This is a genomic window from Niveibacterium microcysteis (assembly GCF_017161445.1).
Classification (GTDB): domain Bacteria; phylum Pseudomonadota; class Gammaproteobacteria; order Burkholderiales; family Rhodocyclaceae; genus Niveibacterium; species Niveibacterium microcysteis.
In genome coordinates, this window is the sequence record NZ_CP071060.1 from 1,048,449 (window position 1) to 1,064,511 (window position 16,063).

Here is a 16,063-nt window from a genome sequence, read left to right on the forward strand (position 1 = left end):
TCCTAGACCGCAACCAGAAGAAGGACGACCAGCGTGACGACCACATAGAGGCAGTACACCCGGAAGTCGCCATGCTGCAGATGCTGGATCTTGCGGCCCGACCACTGCACGCCATCGACCACCCGCTGCACGACCTTGGCGTCCCACAGCGGTTCGATCCGCGTCGTCGCGTCGATGCACCACTGCACTGCGCGCCGCGATGCGGCACCGGGGTCCAGCGTGTCGCGCACTCGGTACAGCGGCGCGAACATATGACCCAGCGGTTGAGCGGCGAAGCCGGCAGCGGAGGGCACCATCACCTGTTCCTGCGCATAGCCGCAGGCCCAGGCGTCGCCGCCGTGGCGGCGGCCGAGGCGTGCGCCGCGCAGGCCGGCAACCAGCAGCATCGGCAGCATCGGCAGCGCGAGCAGCAACACGGTGACCAGCGGGATCGACAGATGCGCCTGCCCCGGGTCACCCGGGAACAAGGTCTGGCCGATCGCTACCGGCGCGGCGGCGGAGTGGGTCAGCGAGGCGGCAACCGTGGCCATCACCGGGCTCACCCAAGCGGCGCCGATGCCGCAGAGCACGATCAGCCCTGCCAGCAAGAGCATCGCGATCACCATCGGCAGGGGCGCTTCCTGCGCATGCTCCGCATGGGCGCTGCGCGGCAGGCCGGAGAAGCTCAGACCGTAGGCCTTGACGAAGCAGGCCGCGGCAAGCGCGCCGGTCAGCGCCAGCATGACCATGCCGACCGGTCCGGCGAGGCGGGCGAAGATGTCGCTGGAGCTGCCCATCGAGAACAACGCCTGATAGGTGAACCACTCGCTGACGAAGCCGTTGAGCGGCGGCAGCGCACAGATCGCCATCGCGCCGATCAGGAAGGCGCCGGCCGTCCAGGGCATGCGGGTCGCGAGCCCACCGAGCTGGTCCATGTCCTTGGTATGTGTGCGGTAAAGGATGGACCCGGCACCGAGGAACAGCAGGCCCTTGAAGGCGGCGTGGTTGAGCAGGTGGTAGAACGCAGCGAGCAGGCCGATCGCGGCGAGCAGGGGCAGGTGGTTTGCGATACCAACCATGCCGGCGCCGACACCCATCAGGATGATGCCGACGTTCTCGACGGTCGAGTACGCGAGCAGGCGCTTGAGGTCTTTCTCGGCCAGCGCGTAGAGCACGCCGAGGACTGCCGAGATCGCGCCCACGGCCAGCACGAGCAGGCCCCACCAGCTTGCGGTGGCGCCGAGCAGATCGATGCCGACCTTGATGATGCCGAATACGCCGATCTTCACCATCACGCCGGACATCAGCGCGGACGCGTGCGACGGCGCCGCCGGGTGGGCGCGTGGCAGCCAGCTGTGCAGCGGCACCATGCCGGCCTTGGCGCCGAAGCCGACGAAGGCCAGCAGGAACACCAGCGAGGCCATCGGCCCGGTCAGGTGCAGCGTGCGGAAGCTGTCGAAGTCCAGATTGCCGCTGTAGCTGTAGAGAATGAAGAAGGCCGCCATGATCAGCACCGACCCGGCGTGCGCGATCAGGAAATACAGGAAGCCCGCACTGACTGCCTCTTCATGCTGGTCGAAGATGACCAGGAAGTAGGAGGCGAGCGACATCATCTCGAAGAAGATGAGGAAGTAGAACGCGTTGTCGCTGACCACCAGCGCGACCATCGACGCGACGAACAGGTTCATGAAGAAGCCCATCGCCCAGGCGCCGCGCCCGGCGTACTCGCGCACATAGGCGGTGGCATACAGCGAGCACACCGCAACCAGCGCCGAGATTACGAACACCATCAACGCGGCAAGCGGATCGAGGCGAATCGCAAAGTGCGCGAAGGCGAAGGGGCCGTCAGCAAGGTAACGAAGGGTCGTACCACTCAGCAGCACGGGCAGGCTGGCGGCGACGCCGACCAGGCCGCCAAGCAGGCCTGTGATGCCCGAGCAGAGGATTGCGAGCGATTCGCGTCGTGCCAGTAAAAGCGAACCGAGCGCGCCAGCAAGATAGAGCAGGACAGACAGCAGCAGGAGACCGAGAGGCGTGTTCATCATTGCTCCTGCTCCCCGCCGAACGGGGTGTGTGCGGCCAGCGCGGTGGCTGCCTGCTTGCGACGCAGGTCGCCGGCGTTGTCCAGCGCGCGGTTGTCCACCACATGCATCGCGCGCGTCGGGCAGACCCGCACGCACTCGGGGCCTTCAGCGCGGAAGTCGCACAGGTCGCATTTGACTGCGATGCTGCGCACACCCGTAACGGACACCAGGATCGGATGTAGTGTCGCTGCGCTGTCCGAGCCTTCAAGTGTGGGCTCGGTGGCGGTTAGCATGTCCGGCGACACATAGTCGCGGCCGCAGGGCACGACACCGGAGGCCGGCGTGCCGGACGGGGTGATGGCGCCGAAGGGGCAGGCGATGGCGCAGAGCTTGCAGCCGATGCACAGCGTCTCGTTCAGCACGATCGCATCGTCGGCGTGCGTGATGGCGTTGACCGGACACACCCGCGCACACGGCGCATCCTCACATTGGCGGCACAGCACGGGTGCTGTCTTGCCGCCATGCAGCGTCACGGTCAGCCGTGGCTGGCTCTGCAGACCCGCGGCCCTATGCACCATCGAGCATGCGGCCATGCAGGTATTGCAGCCGATGCATCGTGCAGGTTCCGCGATCACGAAACGGTTCATCCAGCCTTCCTCCTCGGGGTGTAAGGCATCACCGGTGTCGGATCCACGGTTGGCTCACTGCGGCCATCAGCATCTGCGTGGCACGACACAAAAAACGCCGCCCATTACAACGTGCCTTCGAGGGCGAACATTTGGGGCGCATCAAACTTGGACGACAGTCTTGGTTGACGTGATCGGGTTTCGATGCGGTTGGGGGACGAGATCGTTACGGGCGCCGAGAGGCCGGCGAAAAGGAGGCTCTCACGCGCATGTCACCGGCATGATTCGGCGGTGGTGACTTGCGCGAGCAGCGGTAGGCAGGAGGGGGCGGGCGACGTAGTTCGGGGGGCGTCGCCGTCGGCTTCAGCAGATGCGGGGTAGTTGTTCTCCGGTGAGCCAATCCACCATGCGGCGTCCGCCAAAGGTGGTTTCCATCTGTACGAAGCCGTTCGGGTCCACGATGGCCTCGCCGATGATGGCGGCATCGCGGCCCTGGGGGTGGCTGCGCATGACATCGAGCAGATGCTCGGCATCCTCGGCCGGGCAGACCGCGACGAGCTTGCCTTCGTTGGCGACGTAGAGCGGGTCGAGCCCGAGCAACTCGCAGGCCGCAGCGACTTCGTCGCGCACCGGCACCGCCTTTTCGCGGATCACGATGCCGCAGCCGGCGGCGCTGGCAAATTCGTTGAGCACGGCGGCGAGCCCGCCGCGCGTCGGGTCGCGCAGTGCGCGCAGCCCCGGCACAGCGGCCAGCATGTCGGCAGCAAGGCCGTGGATCGCAGCAGTGTCGGATTTGATCGCGGTGTCGAAGGACAGGTTTTCGCGCAGCGACATGATCGCCACGCCATGGTCGCCAAGGTAGCCGGACACCAGAATGCGGTCGCCGGGCTGGATGCGGCGCGGGTCGAGCAGGATGCCGTCCGGCACCACGCCGATGCCGGTGGTGGTGATGAACACGCCGTCACCCTTGCCTTGTTCAACCACCTTGGTGTCGCCGGTGACGATAGGCACGTCGGCTTCACGCGCCGCTTCTGCCATCGACACGACGATGCGCTGCAGGTCGGCGAGCGGGAAACCCTCTTCGAGGATGAAGCCGGCCGCGAGATAGAGTGGCTTGCCACCGGCCATCGCGACGTCGTTGATCGTGCCGTGCACCGACAGGCAGCCGATATCGCCGCCGGGGAAGAACAGCGGCGAGACGACGTGGCTGTCGGTCGCCATCACCATGCGGCCGGTGCCGGCAGGCAGCGGAAAGCAGGCGCCGTCGTTCTGCGCGCGCAGGTAGTCGTTGTCGAAGTGGCGCACGAAGAGGTCGTGAATCAGCTGCGCCATCGCGCGTCCGCCGCTGCCGTGACTCAGGTCGACACGGCCGTGCTTGAGGTCCAGCGGGCGGGTGTAGCTCATGCGCTCACCTCCGCGCGCAACGGGATTTCCTTGAAGCGGCCGTAGGTGTAATGCGCCGCGCAGGCGCCCTCGGACGAGACCATGCAGGCCCCGATCGGGTGATCCGGCGTGCACACCGTGCCGAACACCTTGCAGTCGCGCGGATGCTTGTGCCCGCGCAGGATCGCCGCGCATTCGCAGGCCTTCGGGTCCGGCACCTGGCGGTAGGCCATGCCGTAGCGGCGCTCGGCATCGTAGGTGGCGTACTCGGCGCGGATGCGCAGCGCGCTGTCCGGCACTTCGCCCAGGCCTCGCCAGTCGAAGCACTCGCGCAGCTCGAAGACTTCCGCGACGCGCGCCTGCGCTTTGCGGTTGCCTTCACGCGTCACGGCGCGGGTGAACTCGTTTTCCACGATGGCGCGCCCTTCGTTGATCTGGCGCACCAGCATCAGGATCGACTGCAGCACATCGAGCGGCTCGAAGCCCGCGATCACGACCGGCTTGCGGTAGTGCTGCGCGAAGCCCTCGTAGGGGCCGTAGCCGATCACGGTGCTGACATGGGCCGGGCCGACGAAGCCGTCGAGCGCGACGCGCGATGGATCGCCTTCGGATTCCATGATGTGCACCATCGCGGCCGGCGTCAGCACATGGTTGCAGAACACGCTGAAATTGGTGAGGCCGAGCGCGGCCGCCTGCTGGATTACCACCGCCGTCATCGGCGTGGTCGTCTCGAAGCCGATGCCGAAGAACACCACCTCGCGATCCGGGTGCTCACGCGCGATGCGCAGCGCGTCGTCGCAGGAATACACCATGCGCACGTCCGCCCCCTGCGCCTTCGCCCGCATCAGAGAGAGCCCGCCGGACGCCGGCACGCGCAGCGTGTCGGCATAGGTGCAGAGGATCACGCCCTTGTCGCGCGCCAGTTCGATTGCGCTGTCGATGCGCCCGATCGGCAGCACGCAGACCGGGCAGCCGGGGCCGTGGATCATCTGCACACCGGGCGGCAGAAGGTCGAGCAGGCCGTAGCGTGAGATCGCATGGGTGTGGCCGCCGCAGAACTCCATCAGCCGGTAGCTGCGACCGGGCTGCACTTCGGTTGCGAGCGTTGCGGCGAGCTTGCGGGCGATGTCGCCGTCGCGGAATTCGTCGATGTACTTCATGCTCAGGCCAGCGGCGGCGTCAGCAGGCGTTCGCCCGCCATGGCGGCATCCAGTTCGGCGAAGGTGGCCAGCGTCAGCGCGGCTTCCTCCGGGTCGAGCCGCCCGATTGCAAAGCCGACGTGCACGATCACATAGTCGCCGACCGCCACGTCTTCCACCAACGCCAGCGACACCTCTTTTTGGACGCCGGAGAGTTCAATGCGCGCGCGGTCGTCAGCGAGCAGTTCGACGACGCGGGCAGGTATCGCAAGACACATGGTCAGTCCTCTTGGGGCGCCGGCCTCGGGCCGGTCGTGTTGGGTACCTCGAAAAACACCTGCTTTCGTCGCGATACTGCGTTGCTCACGAAAAATTCCGTCTTGCATATCAGCCATATGCGGCGTCGCAATTTTCCGTTCGCGCCTTGTCTCGCTTAGAAACCAGGGTTTTTCCAGGCGCCCGGTTGTTCAATCATGCGTCGGGCAACCCAGGCCTGACCCAGCGCGAGGCCGCCATCGCCGGGCGGTGCGGCCTGTGCTTCAAGCATCGTCAGCCCGCGGTGTTGCAGCGCGCTGCGCAGCCCCAGCGCGAGGATCGCGTTGAGGAAGCAGCCGCCGGCACACACCACGGTGCGGATTCCCTGCGACTCTGCCGCAGCGCCGACCCAGTCCGCCAGTGCATAGATCAAGGCTGCGTGGAATAGCGCGGCGGCCTGCTTGACGTCCGCCATCTCGCTGAGTTCGGCCAGCGCGGGGGAAAGATCCAGCTGCATACGGCCCGCGACGGTGTCGATCCGATGTAGCGGCGCCGCGAGGCGCAGCGGGCCGACGGCCTGAGCCAAGCCTTCCAGTCGCATCGCAGCCTGCCCCTCGAAGCTCATGCGGGGCTGGATGCCCAGCAGGCCGGCGGCGGCATCGAACCAACGCCCCATGCTGGTGGTTGTCGGTGCGTGGCCGCGCAGCATCTGTGCGACCGCTGCGGCACCGGGTTCCTTGGCGAAGCGGGTTGTGATCTCGTCTTGGCGGCCAAGTAGCGCCAGCGCCGCGGCCCCCATGCGCCAGGGTTCGCGTGCGGCGCGGTCGCCGCCCAGCATGGGCAGCGGACGCAGGTGGCCGAGCCGTTCGAACTGCGCGCCGTCGACCCGCAGCAGTTCGCCACCCCAGGGCTGGCCGTCGGTGCCGAAGCCGACGCCGTCCAGCGCCAGGCCGAGCACCGGCGCGTCACGTTTGTGTTCCGCCAGCACCGCGGCGATGTGGGCATGGTGGTGCTGCACGCCCAGCGCCGGCACCTGCCAGCGCTCGGCCAGTTGCAGCGCGAGCCGGGTGCTGAAGAAGTCCGGATGCAGATCGTGCGCGAGCGCCTCGGGCTTCACCTGCAGCAGCCCGGTCAGGTGATCGACCGCAGCTTCCAGCGCGCGGCAGTTTGCGACGCGGTCGAGGTCACCGATGTGCTGGGACAGGAAGGCCTGATCGCCGCGGGTGAGGCACAACGTGTTCTTGAAGAATCCGCCCAGTGCGAGCACGTCGTGGCGTGAGGCCGCTGCGGCGAGCGGGATCGCGCGAGGCGTGTAGCCGCGGGCGCGGCGGAGGAACTGTGGTGTTGCCTGACCCGCAAGCGGCCGCACTACGCTGTCGTCGCAGCGGATCAGGATCTCCCGGTCATGTAACAGCCAGGCGTCGGCAATGCCGCGCAGGCGTTCTAGCGCTTCGTCGTCGTCGGTGATCAACGGCTCACCGTGCGGGTTGGCGCTCGTCATCACCAGCGTCAGCGGCTGCGGTTCTGCGAGCCAGTCGGTGCCGGAAGGCCGACCCGCGGCTTCGTGGAACAGCAGGTACTGCAGCGGTGTGTAGGGCAGCATCGCGCCCAGCCAGCCGAGGCCGGGCGCGACGCCGGGCAGGCGTGCATCGGTGTCCCCGCGCTTAGGCAGCAGCACGATCGGGCGGGCGACATCATTCAGCGCGGCAGCTTCCGTGGCGCCGAACGCCGCGAACTCGGAGAGCGAGGCGAGGTTGGCGACCATCACGGCGAGCGGCTTCTCTTCGCGGTTCTTGCGCGTGCGAAGCTTCTCCACCGCACTGGCGTTGCGCGCATCGCAGGCAAGGTGGAAGCCGCCCAGACCCTTGATTGCCACCACGTCACCGCGGCGCAGGTGCGCGAGCGCTTCCGCCACCGGATCGACGGTCGGGCTCACGGGCAGGGCCTTGCCGTCGTCCGCTGCGCGGAAGAAGCCCAGCCGCGGGCCGCAGCTGGGGCAGGCGTTCGGCTCGGCATGGAAGCGCCGGTCACCCGGCGCGCGGTACTCCGCCAGGCACGCCGGGCATTGCGCGAAGCGCGCCATGCTGGTGTTGGCGCGGTCGTATGGCAGGCGTGCGGCAATGGTGTAGCGCGGGCCGCAATCGGTGCAGTTGATGAAGGCGTAGCGGTAGCGGCGATTGGCTGGGTCGAAGAGTTCGGCGAGGCAGGCGGGGCAGATGCAGAGGTCCGGCCCGATTGTCGCGCGCTGCGTGCCGCCGGCTTCGCTGTCGAGAATCTGGAAGCCCGCCCCGTCGCCAAGGCGTTCGCAGGGTTCGACCTCCAGCGTGTCGATCTGTGCGGAAGACGGCGCATCGGTACGCAGGCGCGCTGCGAAGGCGTCCAGCGCGGGCGCATCGCCCTGTACTTCGATCGTGACGCCGCTTGCGTCGTTGCGGACCCAGCCGCTGAGCTGCAGCGCGTGCGCGAGGCGATGAGTGAAGGGCCGGAAGCCGACGCCCTGAACAATGCCGGTGACGCGCAGCCGCCGGCGGATCATCAAGCGGCCGGGGCCTTCGTAACGGCGGCCACGCCGGCCGCGAGCCAGTCCAGCCAGGCCTCGCAGCCCTCACCGCTGCGTGTCGAGAGCTGGATCACAGGTAGATCCGGGCGTACCTGCCGTGCGTAGCGCACGGCGAGATCGACATCGAAGTCCAGATGCGGCAGCAGGTCGATCTTGCTGATCAGCAGCAGATCGGCGGCGCGGAACATGTCCGGGTACTTCAGCGGTTTGTCCTCACCCTCGGTGACCGAGAGGATCACGACCTTGTGCGCTTCGCCCAGATCGAAGGCGGCCGGGCAGACCAGATTGCCGACGTTCTCGATCAGCAATAGCCCGTCGGAGGGCAGCTGCGCCTGCTCGGCGAGCTGATCCGCCGCTTGGGCGACCATGTGGGCGTCGAGATGGCAGCCCTTGCCAGTGTTGATCTGTACCGCCGCCGCGCCGGTCGCGCGGATGCGCTCGGCATCGAAGGCGGTCTGCTGATCACCTTCGACCACGGCCACCGGTGAGCGCGTGCCCCAACGCCGGATCGTATCGACCAGCAGCGTGGTCTTGCCGGAGCCCGGGCTGGACACGAAGTTCAGCACGAACAGCCCGCGCGCAAGAAAGCGGCTGCGGTTGGCGTTGGCCTGCGTGTCGTTGTCAGAGAGGATGTCCTGCTCGATGCGCAGGATCTGCGCCTCGCTGGTGCCCGGCGCATGCCGCGCGTCGAGCGCGCCGTGGGCGGGCCTGAACGATGCGGCCGCTGGGGGCGTGGCGGCAGCGCGCCGCGGGCGAGCGTAACGCATCCCGTGTCCGTCAATGTGGGCGTCGCCGCCCCCGCATCCGCAGGTCACACACATCGCACAGTTCTCCAAATCTTCCAGGCTGCGACACGGGCCACGCGGGCCGCGTTCCGCAGCGGTACTACCTTGTCAGGCCGGAGCACCCGGCTCGATCACGACATCGACCACGCGCATCTGATCGCCGTCCGTCACCTTCAGTCGGAAGCCGCCGCATGTCGTGCAAGGCATGCCGACCTGTTCCAGTTCGACTTCCGCCTGGCAGGTTTCGCACCACGCCCGGCCCGGCGTGCGCTCGACCTCGATCCTGGCGCCCTCGGCCAGCGTGCCACGGCTGACGACCTCACAACAATATTGCAGGGTCTCGGCCTCGACATGCGCGAGTGCGCCGATCGCCAGCGCGATGCGGGTCACGCGCCGCGCGCCTGCTTTGCGGGCTGCGCCTTCGACGATGCCGATCACGCGTTCGGCCAGGGACAGTTCATGCATCGGCGCATTGTCCACCATCCACTGCCAGCGGCCGCGGCAGCTTGGCGCTGATCTGACCGTGGTCAAGTGCGTCCCGGGCAAGTATCGGCAGCAGCGGTGAGTGGCGCTTGCGCGCGCCGGTCCGTGCGCGCAGATATCTATATGGCGTGCCCTGAGGGCTGACGGCCCCGACCCTCGCCCTCGCTTCGAATCAGCGAATTGTCGGCGCGGAAACATTGATCCCTGTCTATTTGTGGCGATCGGAATGCGCTGATGATGAAAGTTTGAGGCGCGCAGGTGACGCTCACCCAGCTGGCGGCTTCCTTCACCTTGTCAGGAGTTTACGCATGAACCGGTTTGTCATCGCCGAGGCGAGCAAGTGCATCGGCTGTCGTACCTGTGAGATTGCCTGTGCGATGGCGCACCCGGCCGGCGATGCTGCCGACGGGCTGACGCCACGGAGCTTCGCGCCACGTCTGACGGTGGTGCGTAGTGGCACGATCACGACGCCGATCCTGTGTCGCCAATGCGATGACGCACCCTGCGTGCGCGCCTGCCCGAGCGGCGCAATTGTTTACGAGCAGGACAGCGTCCAGGTGTTGCAAGAGCGCTGTGTCGGCTGCAAGACCTGCGTGGTGGCCTGCCCCTACGGCGCGATGACGGTGGTGACGGTGCCTGCGGCGGCCGGTTCGGACACGGTGCTGGCCTCGCGCAAGACCAAATCCGAGGCGCAGAAATGCGACCTCTGCATCGATCGTGCCGAAGGCCCGGCGTGCATTCCCTCCTGCCCGACCAAGGCGCTGCACCTGATCGACAAGGACCGCATGGCCGCGACGCTGCGCAAGCGTCAGGCGCAGGCGGCGCTCGATCTGGCTGCCGGCGTGCAGTTCTGAACTGAATTCGAATCCCTCCGGAAAAGGACTTGTGAGATGAAGAAGGTCATTACGGTGTGTCCGTACTGCGGTTCGGGCTGCAAGATCAACCTGTTGGTCGAAGGCAACAAGATCGTCGGCGCCGAAGGCGCGAACGGTGTTACGAACGAGGGCGAGTTGTGCCTGAAGGGCTACTACGGCTGGGACTTCCTCAACGACACCAAGCTGCTGACGCCGCGCTTGACCAAGCCGATGATCCGCCGCCAGCGCGGTGCCGACTTCGAGGCGGTGTCCTGGGATGAGGCGATCGACTTCGCCGCGACGCGCCTGAAGGCGATCAAGGACAAGCACGGGCCGGATTCGATCATGGTCACCGGCTCGTCGCGCGGCACCGGCAACGAATCGAACTACATCGCGCAAAAGTTCGCCCGTGCGGTGATCGGTACCAACAACATCGACTGCTGTGCCCGCGTCTGCCACGGCCCCTCGGTGGCCGGCCTGATGGTCACGCTGGGCAACGGCGCGATGAGCAATTCGATCAACGAGATCGAAGACACCAAGTGCATCCTGGTGTTCGGCTACAACGCGGCGGATTCGCACCCCATCGTCGCGCGCCGCATCATCAAGGCCAAGGAGAAGGGCGCCAAGATCATCGTCTGCGACCCGCGCTACATCGAAACCGCGCGCCTCGCCGATCTGTACCTGCCGCTGAAGAACGGTACCAACATGGCGCTGGTGAACGCCTTCGCCAACGTCTTGATCAACGAGAACCTCTACAAGCCCGATTTCGTCGCGCAGTACGCCGAGGGCTTCGAGGAATACAAGGCGGCGGTCGCCAAATACACGCCGGAATACACCGCCGAGATCACCGGGCTCGATCCGCAACTGGTGCGTGATGCGATGCGCATGTACGCCGGTGCGCCGAGCGCGACGATCCTGTGGGGCATGGGTGTGACGCAGTGGGGGCAGGCGGTGGATGTGGTCAAGGGGCTCTCCAGCCTTGCCACAATCACCGGCAACCTCGGCCGGCCGAACGTCGGTGTCGGCCCGGTGCGCGGCCAGAACAACGTGCAGGGCGCCTGCGACATGGGCGCACTGCCCAACACGCTGCCGGGCTACTACCCGGTGACCGATGCAGCAGCGCGCGAGAAATTCGCGAAGGCCTGGGGCGTGCCGAGCATCCCCGCCGAGAAGGGCTTCGGCATCACCGAAGTGCCGCACAAGATCCACGAAGGCAAGCTCAAGGCCTACTACATCTTCGGCGAAGACCCGCTGCAGACCGACCCGGATCTGGGCATGCTGCGCGAGGCCTTCGCGAAGCTCGAGCTCATCATCGTGCAGGACATCTTCATGACGAAGACCGCGATGATGGCCGACGTGATCTTCCCGGCCACTTCGTGGGGTGAGCACGAGAACGTGTTCTCCAGCGCCGACCGGGGCTTCCAGCGTTGCTACAAGGCGGTGGACGCGAAGGGCGACGTCAAGGACGACTGGGAAATCCACAGCCTGATGGCGACGGCCATGGGCTACCCGATGAAGTACAACAACGCGCAAGAGATTTGGGACGAACTGCGCGGGCTGTGCCACCTGTACACCGGTGCGACCTACGAGAAGATGGCCGACCTCGGCTATGTGCAGTGGCCCTGCGAGAGCGAGGATCACCCTGGCACGCCCTGGCTCTACAAGGGCAACAAGTTCGACACTCCGAGCGGCAAGGCGCTGCTCTTTGGCACCGAATGGCGCCCGCCGCTGGAGAAGGTGGATGCCGACTACCCGCTCGGCCTCTGTACCGTTCGCGAGGTCGGCCACTACTCCTGCCGCTCGATGACCGGCAACTGCACCGCGCTGCAGACCCTGGCCGACGAGCCGGGCTATGTGCAGATCCATCCGGATGATGCGAAGACCTACGGCGTCAAGGATCAGGCCCTGGTCTGGGTGTCGTCGCGCCGCGGCAAGGTGATCACCCGCGCCAATCATAACGATCGGGTCAACAAGGGCGCGGTGTATATGACCTACCAGTGGTGGATCGGCGCCTGTAACGAGCTGACCGTCGACCATCTCGATCCGATCTCGAAAACGCCGGAGTACAAGTTCAGCGCGGTCAAGGTTGAAGCGATCGCGGATCAGGCCTGGGCTGAGAAGTATGTCCAGACTGAGTACAGCAAGATGAAGGCCGGCATGCGCAAAGCGGCCATGGCCGACTGACCGCCGCGGCGGTCGGGCTTAACCGCCCGGTCGCCGCGTTTCGCTCCAACAGAAGGACGTTCATGTCCGACGATGTGTTAGAGAGCCTTCCGGACGCCTTGCAGGAGGTCCGCATCCTGCGGCACTCGCAAGGCGGCGTGGAGGACTGCGCCGACGAGGTTGCGGAAGAAGTTCCGGTCGCGCTGGTGTTCAACGGCATCTCGCATGCAGTGATGATGGCGACACCCGCCGATCTGGACTGTTTCGCACTGGGCTTTGCGCTGTCTGAAGGCATCGTCAAGGACAGGCGGGAGGTCTTCGACATCGAGGTGCTGCCACATGCAGACGGCGTCGAGGTGCAGCTCCAAATCGCGCAGTCCGCATTTGCCTGTTTGAAAGCGCATCGACGCAGCCTCACCGGGCGCACCGGCTGTGGCGTGTGTGGCACAGAGAGTCTGGGGCTGCTCGATCTGACGCCGGAGCGGGTGAGTGCGGCGCCGACGTTCGAGCTCGATCATCCGCGCCTGCAGCGCATCCTTGAAGGTTTGCCGGCGCAACAGGCGCTGACGCGCGCGACCGGATGCGCACACGCGGCCGCCTGGTGCGATGCGCAAGGCGAGATCGTGCGGGTGTTCGAAGACGTCGGGCGGCACAACGCGCTCGATAAGCTCTTCGGCTGGATGGCGAAGTCCGGCGTTACGCCGTCGAGCGGCCTCGTCTTCCTCACGAGCCGCGCGAGCTACGAGTTGGTGCGCAAGTGTGCGCGCATGAACGTGCCGGTGCTGGCAACTATATCGGCGCCCACGACGCTGGCAATTCGGATCGCGCACGCGGCCGGCATTCGCCTGCTGAGCTTCTGCCGCCAGAACGGCTTCGTCGAGTACCCGGCCACACATGTGACGCCAAGCCCCTGATTCGATCACGCGCAGCGTGGCTTTCGAGTAGGTGGCGCTGGCGTTTGAGTCACTGAAAACAAAAAGCCCCGGGTTCGCACCCGGGGCTTTTCTTTACGACTTCAACCGAAGCGATCAGGCAACCTTCTTGCCGCCCTTCTTGGCAGCCACCGGAGCGGCTTCCGTCTCTTCTTCGCGTTCGTACGCTTCGACGTAGGCGCGACCGTAGTAGCTGTCGAGCAGGATCTGCTTGAGTTCGCTGATCAGCGGGTAGCGCGGGTTGGCGCCGGTACATTGATCGTCGAACGCATCTTCGGCCAGCTTGTCGACCTTGGCCAGGAAGTCGGCTTCGGACACGCCAGCAGCCTGGATCGATGCCGGGATGTTGAGGGTCTTCTTCAGGCCATCAACCCACTCGACCAGCTTCTCGACACGCTCATGGTCACGCGACGCTTCGATGCCGAGGTGACGGGCGATCTGGGCGTAACGGGCAACGCTCTTCGGACGGTCGTACTGCGAGAACGCAGCCTGCTTGGTCGGGATGTCGACCGCGTTGTAGCGGATGACGTTCGAGATCAGCAGTGCGTTGGCCAGACCGTGAGCGATGTGGAACTCGGCACCCAGCTTGTGCGCCATCGAGTGGCAAACACCCAGGAAGGCGTTGGCAAACGCGATACCGGCGATGGTCGCGCCGTTATGCACTTGCTCGCGGGCCTTCGGATCCTTGGCGCCATTCTCGTAAGCGGAGGGCAGGTAGTCCTTCAGCAGCTTGAGCGCTTGCAGGGCCTGTGCATCCGAGTACTCGTTGGCCATGATCGACACATAGGCTTCGAGCGCGTGGGTCACAGCGTCGATACCACCGAAGGCGGTCAGCGACTTGGGCATGTTCATGACCAGGTTCGCGTCGACGATCGCCATGCTCGGCGTCAGTTCGTAGTCGGCGATCGGGTACTTCACGCCGGTCACTTCGTCGGTCACGACGGCAAACGGGGTGACTTCCGAGCCGGTACCCGAGGTCGTCGGCACGGCAACCATCATCGCCTTGACGCCCAGCTTCGGGAACTTGTAGATGCGCTTGCGGATGTCCATGAAGCGCAGCGCCAGGTCTTCGAACGCGACTTCCGGATGCTCGTACATCACCCACATGATCTTCGCAGCGTCCATCGGCGAACCGCCGCCCAGCGCCAGGATCACGTCCGGCTGGAAGGCGTTGGCCAGCGACAGGCACTTGCGCACGACGGCCAGTGTCGGGTCGGCAGCCACTTCGAAGAACACTTCGACTTCCATGCCCAGGCTCTTGAGCAGGCGAACCGGCTCATCGACATAACCGTTTTCGAACAGGTAACGGTCGGTCACGATCAGGCAGCGCTTCTTGCCCTGCAGGTCGTCAAGGGCGAACGGCAGACAGCCGCGGCGGAAGTAGATCGACTTCGGAAGTTTGTGCCACAACATGTTCTCGGCTCGCTTCGCAACGGTTTTCTTGTTGATCAAGTGCTGGGGACCGACGTTCTCGGAGATCGAGTTGCCGCCCCACGAACCGCAACCCAGCGTCAGCGAGGGTGCAAGCCGGAAGTTGTAGAGGTCACCGATACCGCCTTGCGACGACGGGGTGTTGATCAGGATACGAGCGGTCTTCATCTTGTCGCCGAAGTGGCGGATGCGATCCTGCTGCAGATCCTGGTCGGTGTAGAGGGCCGAGGTGTGGCCGATACCGCCCATGGTGACCAGTGCGACAGCCTTGTCGCAGGCGTCGTAGAAGTCCTTGGCGCGGTACATGCCCAGACACGGCGACAGCTTCTCGTGTGCGAAGGCTTCTGCGTCGTTGATGTCGGTCACTTCGCCGATCAGCACCTTGGTGAAGGGCGGCACGGTGACGCCGGCCATCTCGGCGATCTTGATCGCGGACTGGCCAACGATAGCTGCGTTCAGGTGACCATCAACCAGGATGACCTTGCGGACAGCCTCGGTTTCCTTCTTGCTCAGCATGTAGCCGCCGTGGTGGGCGAAACGCTCACGCACTGCGTCGTACACCTTGTCGACGACGATCACGGACTGCTCGGATGCGCAGACGACGCCATTGTCGAAGGTCTTCGACATCAGGATCGACGCGACGGCGCGCTTGATGTCGGCGGTTTCGTCGATCACGGCCGGGGTGTTGCCCGCGCCGACGCCGATCGCCGGCTTGCCGGACGAGTAGGCTGCCTTGACCATGCCGGGGCCGCCGGTGGCAAGGATCAGGTTGATTTCCGGGTGACGCATCAGCGCGTTCGACAGCTCAACCGTCGGCTCGTCGATCCAGCCGATGATGTCCTTCGGGGCGCCGGCGGCAACTGCTGCATCCAGCACCAGCTTGGCTGCGTAGCAGGTGGCCTTCTTGGCGCGGGGGTGCGGCGAGAAGACGATACCGTTGCGGGTCTTCAGTGCGATCAGCGCCTTGAAGATGGCGGTCGAGGTCGGGTTGGTGGTCGGGACGATGCCGCAGATGATGCCGATCGGTTCGGCGATCGTCATGATGCCGAATTCCGGCTCTTCGTCCAGCACGCCGCAGGTCTTCTCGTCCTTGTACTTGTTGTAGATGTACTCGGATGCGAAGTGGTTCTTGATGACCTTGTCTTCCAGGATGCCCATGCGGGTTTCCTCGACGGCCATCTTCGCCAGCGGGATGCGCGCATCGGCGGCGGCCAGCGCTGCGCTGCGGAAGATCAGGTCAACTTGCTCTTGGGAGAAACTGGCGAACTTCTGCTGGGCAGCCTTTACTCGAACCAAGAGGGCGTCGAGCTCGGCGACATTCGTAACGGTCATTACAATGCTCCTGCATCAAGGGGAATCGGGCGCAGTGTCGGGGGAGCCTTCGGGATCCACGCGGGGATGTGCGCGTATCGGTTGGCGGCAGCGGCCTGCGTATGTTTTCCGCGGAGT

The 16,063-nt window shown here is 65.7% G+C and carries 12 protein-coding genes; 3 read left to right on the top strand and 9 right to left on the bottom strand.

The genetic code is table 11. From position 1 onward, the window contains the following. Nucleotides 1-2 precede the first annotated feature (2 nt). The 8 genes from hyfB to hypA form a co-directional block, all read right to left on the bottom strand. On the bottom strand, nt 3-2,021 hold the full coding sequence (gene hyfB / locus JY500_RS04920) for a hydrogenase 4 subunit B (protein ID WP_206255245.1): 2,019 nt from the start codon (nt 2,019-2,021) through the stop codon (nt 3-5). Continuing rightward, nucleotides 2,021-2,650, bottom strand: coding sequence for a 4Fe-4S dicluster domain-containing protein (locus tag JY500_RS04925; protein ID WP_206255246.1), 630 nt, complete (start codon nt 2,648-2,650; stop codon nt 2,021-2,023). The genes hyfB and JY500_RS04925 overlap by 1 nt, the downstream gene beginning before the upstream one ends. A 342-nt stretch (nt 2,651-2,992) precedes the next feature. After that, nucleotides 2,993-4,033: a hydrogenase expression/formation protein HypE gene (hypE, locus tag JY500_RS04930; RefSeq protein WP_206255247.1), complete on the bottom strand. Its 1,041-nt coding sequence runs from the start codon at nt 4,031-4,033 to the stop codon at nt 2,993-2,995. After that, the gene (gene hypD / locus JY500_RS04935; protein WP_206255248.1) at nt 4,030-5,172 is read right to left on the bottom strand and encodes a hydrogenase formation protein HypD; all 1,143 of its coding nucleotides are present in this window, start codon (nt 5,170-5,172) and stop codon (nt 4,030-4,032) included. Before hypD ends, hypE begins: the two co-directional genes overlap by 4 nt. 2 nt (nt 5,173-5,174) lie before the next feature. Next, on the bottom strand, nt 5,175-5,429 hold the full coding sequence (locus JY500_RS04940) for a HypC/HybG/HupF family hydrogenase formation chaperone (protein WP_172203603.1): 255 nt from the start codon (nt 5,427-5,429) through the stop codon (nt 5,175-5,177). A gap of 155 nt (nt 5,430-5,584) precedes the next feature. Next, nucleotides 5,585-7,942 carry a carbamoyltransferase HypF gene (gene hypF / locus JY500_RS04945; protein ID WP_206255249.1) on the bottom strand — a complete coding sequence of 786 codons (2,358 nt, stop codon included), beginning with the start codon at nt 7,940-7,942 and terminating at the stop codon, nt 5,585-5,587. Beyond that, on the bottom strand, nt 7,942-8,733 hold the full coding sequence (gene hypB / locus JY500_RS04950; RefSeq protein ID WP_425493192.1) for a hydrogenase nickel incorporation protein HypB: 792 nt from the start codon (nt 8,731-8,733) through the stop codon (nt 7,942-7,944). Before hypB ends, hypF begins: the two co-directional genes overlap by 1 nt. A gap of 126 nt (nt 8,734-8,859) precedes the next feature. Further along, nucleotides 8,860-9,216, bottom strand: coding sequence for a hydrogenase maturation nickel metallochaperone HypA (hypA, locus tag JY500_RS04955; protein ID WP_206255251.1), 357 nt, complete (start codon nt 9,214-9,216; stop codon nt 8,860-8,862). A gap of 326 nt (nt 9,217-9,542) precedes the next feature. On the opposite strand from hypA, the gene JY500_RS04960 reads away from it, so the two are divergent. The 3 genes from JY500_RS04960 (at nt 9,543) to fdhD (ending at nt 13,165) form a co-directional block, all read left to right on the top strand. After that, complete coding sequence (locus JY500_RS04960; protein ID WP_172203607.1) at nt 9,543-10,088, top strand: 4Fe-4S dicluster domain-containing protein; 546 nt, start codon at nt 9,543-9,545, stop codon at nt 10,086-10,088. A gap of 36 nt (nt 10,089-10,124) precedes the next feature. Continuing rightward, nucleotides 10,125-12,272, top strand: coding sequence for a formate dehydrogenase subunit alpha (fdhF, locus tag JY500_RS04965; protein WP_206255252.1), 2,148 nt, complete (start codon nt 10,125-10,127; stop codon nt 12,270-12,272). A gap of 62 nt (nt 12,273-12,334) precedes the next feature. Further along, complete coding sequence (gene fdhD, locus JY500_RS04970) at nt 12,335-13,165, top strand: formate dehydrogenase accessory sulfurtransferase FdhD (RefSeq protein WP_206255253.1); 831 nt, start codon at nt 12,335-12,337, stop codon at nt 13,163-13,165. A gap of 114 nt (nt 13,166-13,279) precedes the next feature. Here the strand turns inward: fdhD and adhE are convergent, their stop codons facing one another. Further along, the gene (adhE, locus tag JY500_RS04975; RefSeq protein WP_172203610.1) at nt 13,280-15,946 is read right to left on the bottom strand and encodes a bifunctional acetaldehyde-CoA/alcohol dehydrogenase; all 2,667 of its coding nucleotides are present in this window, start codon (nt 15,944-15,946) and stop codon (nt 13,280-13,282) included. Between the last annotated feature and the right edge of the window lie 117 nt (nt 15,947-16,063).

Bases quoted from the DNA above. Each gene is read 5' to 3' on its own strand.
- hypE (WP_206255247.1), bottom strand. From the start codon at position 4,033: ATGAGCTACACCCGCCCGCTGGACCTCAAGCACGGCCGTGTCGACCTG.
- JY500_RS04925 (WP_206255246.1), bottom strand. From the start codon at position 2,650: ATGAACCGTTTCGTGATCGCGGAACCTGCACGATGCATCGGCTGCAAT.
- hypD (WP_206255248.1), bottom strand. From the start codon at position 5,172: ATGAAGTACATCGACGAATTCCGCGACGGCGACATCGCCCGCAAGCTC.
- fdhF (WP_206255252.1), top strand. From the start codon at position 10,125: ATGAAGAAGGTCATTACGGTGTGTCCGTACTGCGGTTCGGGCTGCAAG.
- fdhD (WP_206255253.1), top strand. From the start codon at position 12,335: ATGTCCGACGATGTGTTAGAGAGCCTTCCGGACGCCTTGCAGGAGGTC.
- hyfB (WP_206255245.1), bottom strand. From the start codon at position 2,021: ATGAACACGCCTCTCGGTCTCCTGCTGCTGTCTGTCCTGCTCTATCTT.
- adhE (WP_172203610.1), bottom strand. From the start codon at position 15,946: ATGACCGTTACGAATGTCGCCGAGCTCGACGCCCTCTTGGTTCGAGTA.
- JY500_RS04960 (WP_172203607.1), top strand. From the start codon at position 9,543: ATGAACCGGTTTGTCATCGCCGAGGCGAGCAAGTGCATCGGCTGTCGT.
- JY500_RS04940 (WP_172203603.1), bottom strand. From the start codon at position 5,429: ATGTGTCTTGCGATACCTGCCCGCGTCGTCGAACTGCTCGCTGACGAC.
- hypF (WP_206255249.1), bottom strand. From the start codon at position 7,942: ATGATCCGCCGGCGGCTGCGCGTCACCGGCATTGTTCAGGGCGTCGGC.
- hypB (WP_425493192.1), bottom strand. From the start codon at position 8,733: ATGCGTTACGCTCGCCCGCGGCGCGCTGCCGCCACGCCCCCAGCGGCC.
- hypA (WP_206255251.1), bottom strand. From the start codon at position 9,216: ATGCATGAACTGTCCCTGGCCGAACGCGTGATCGGCATCGTCGAAGGC.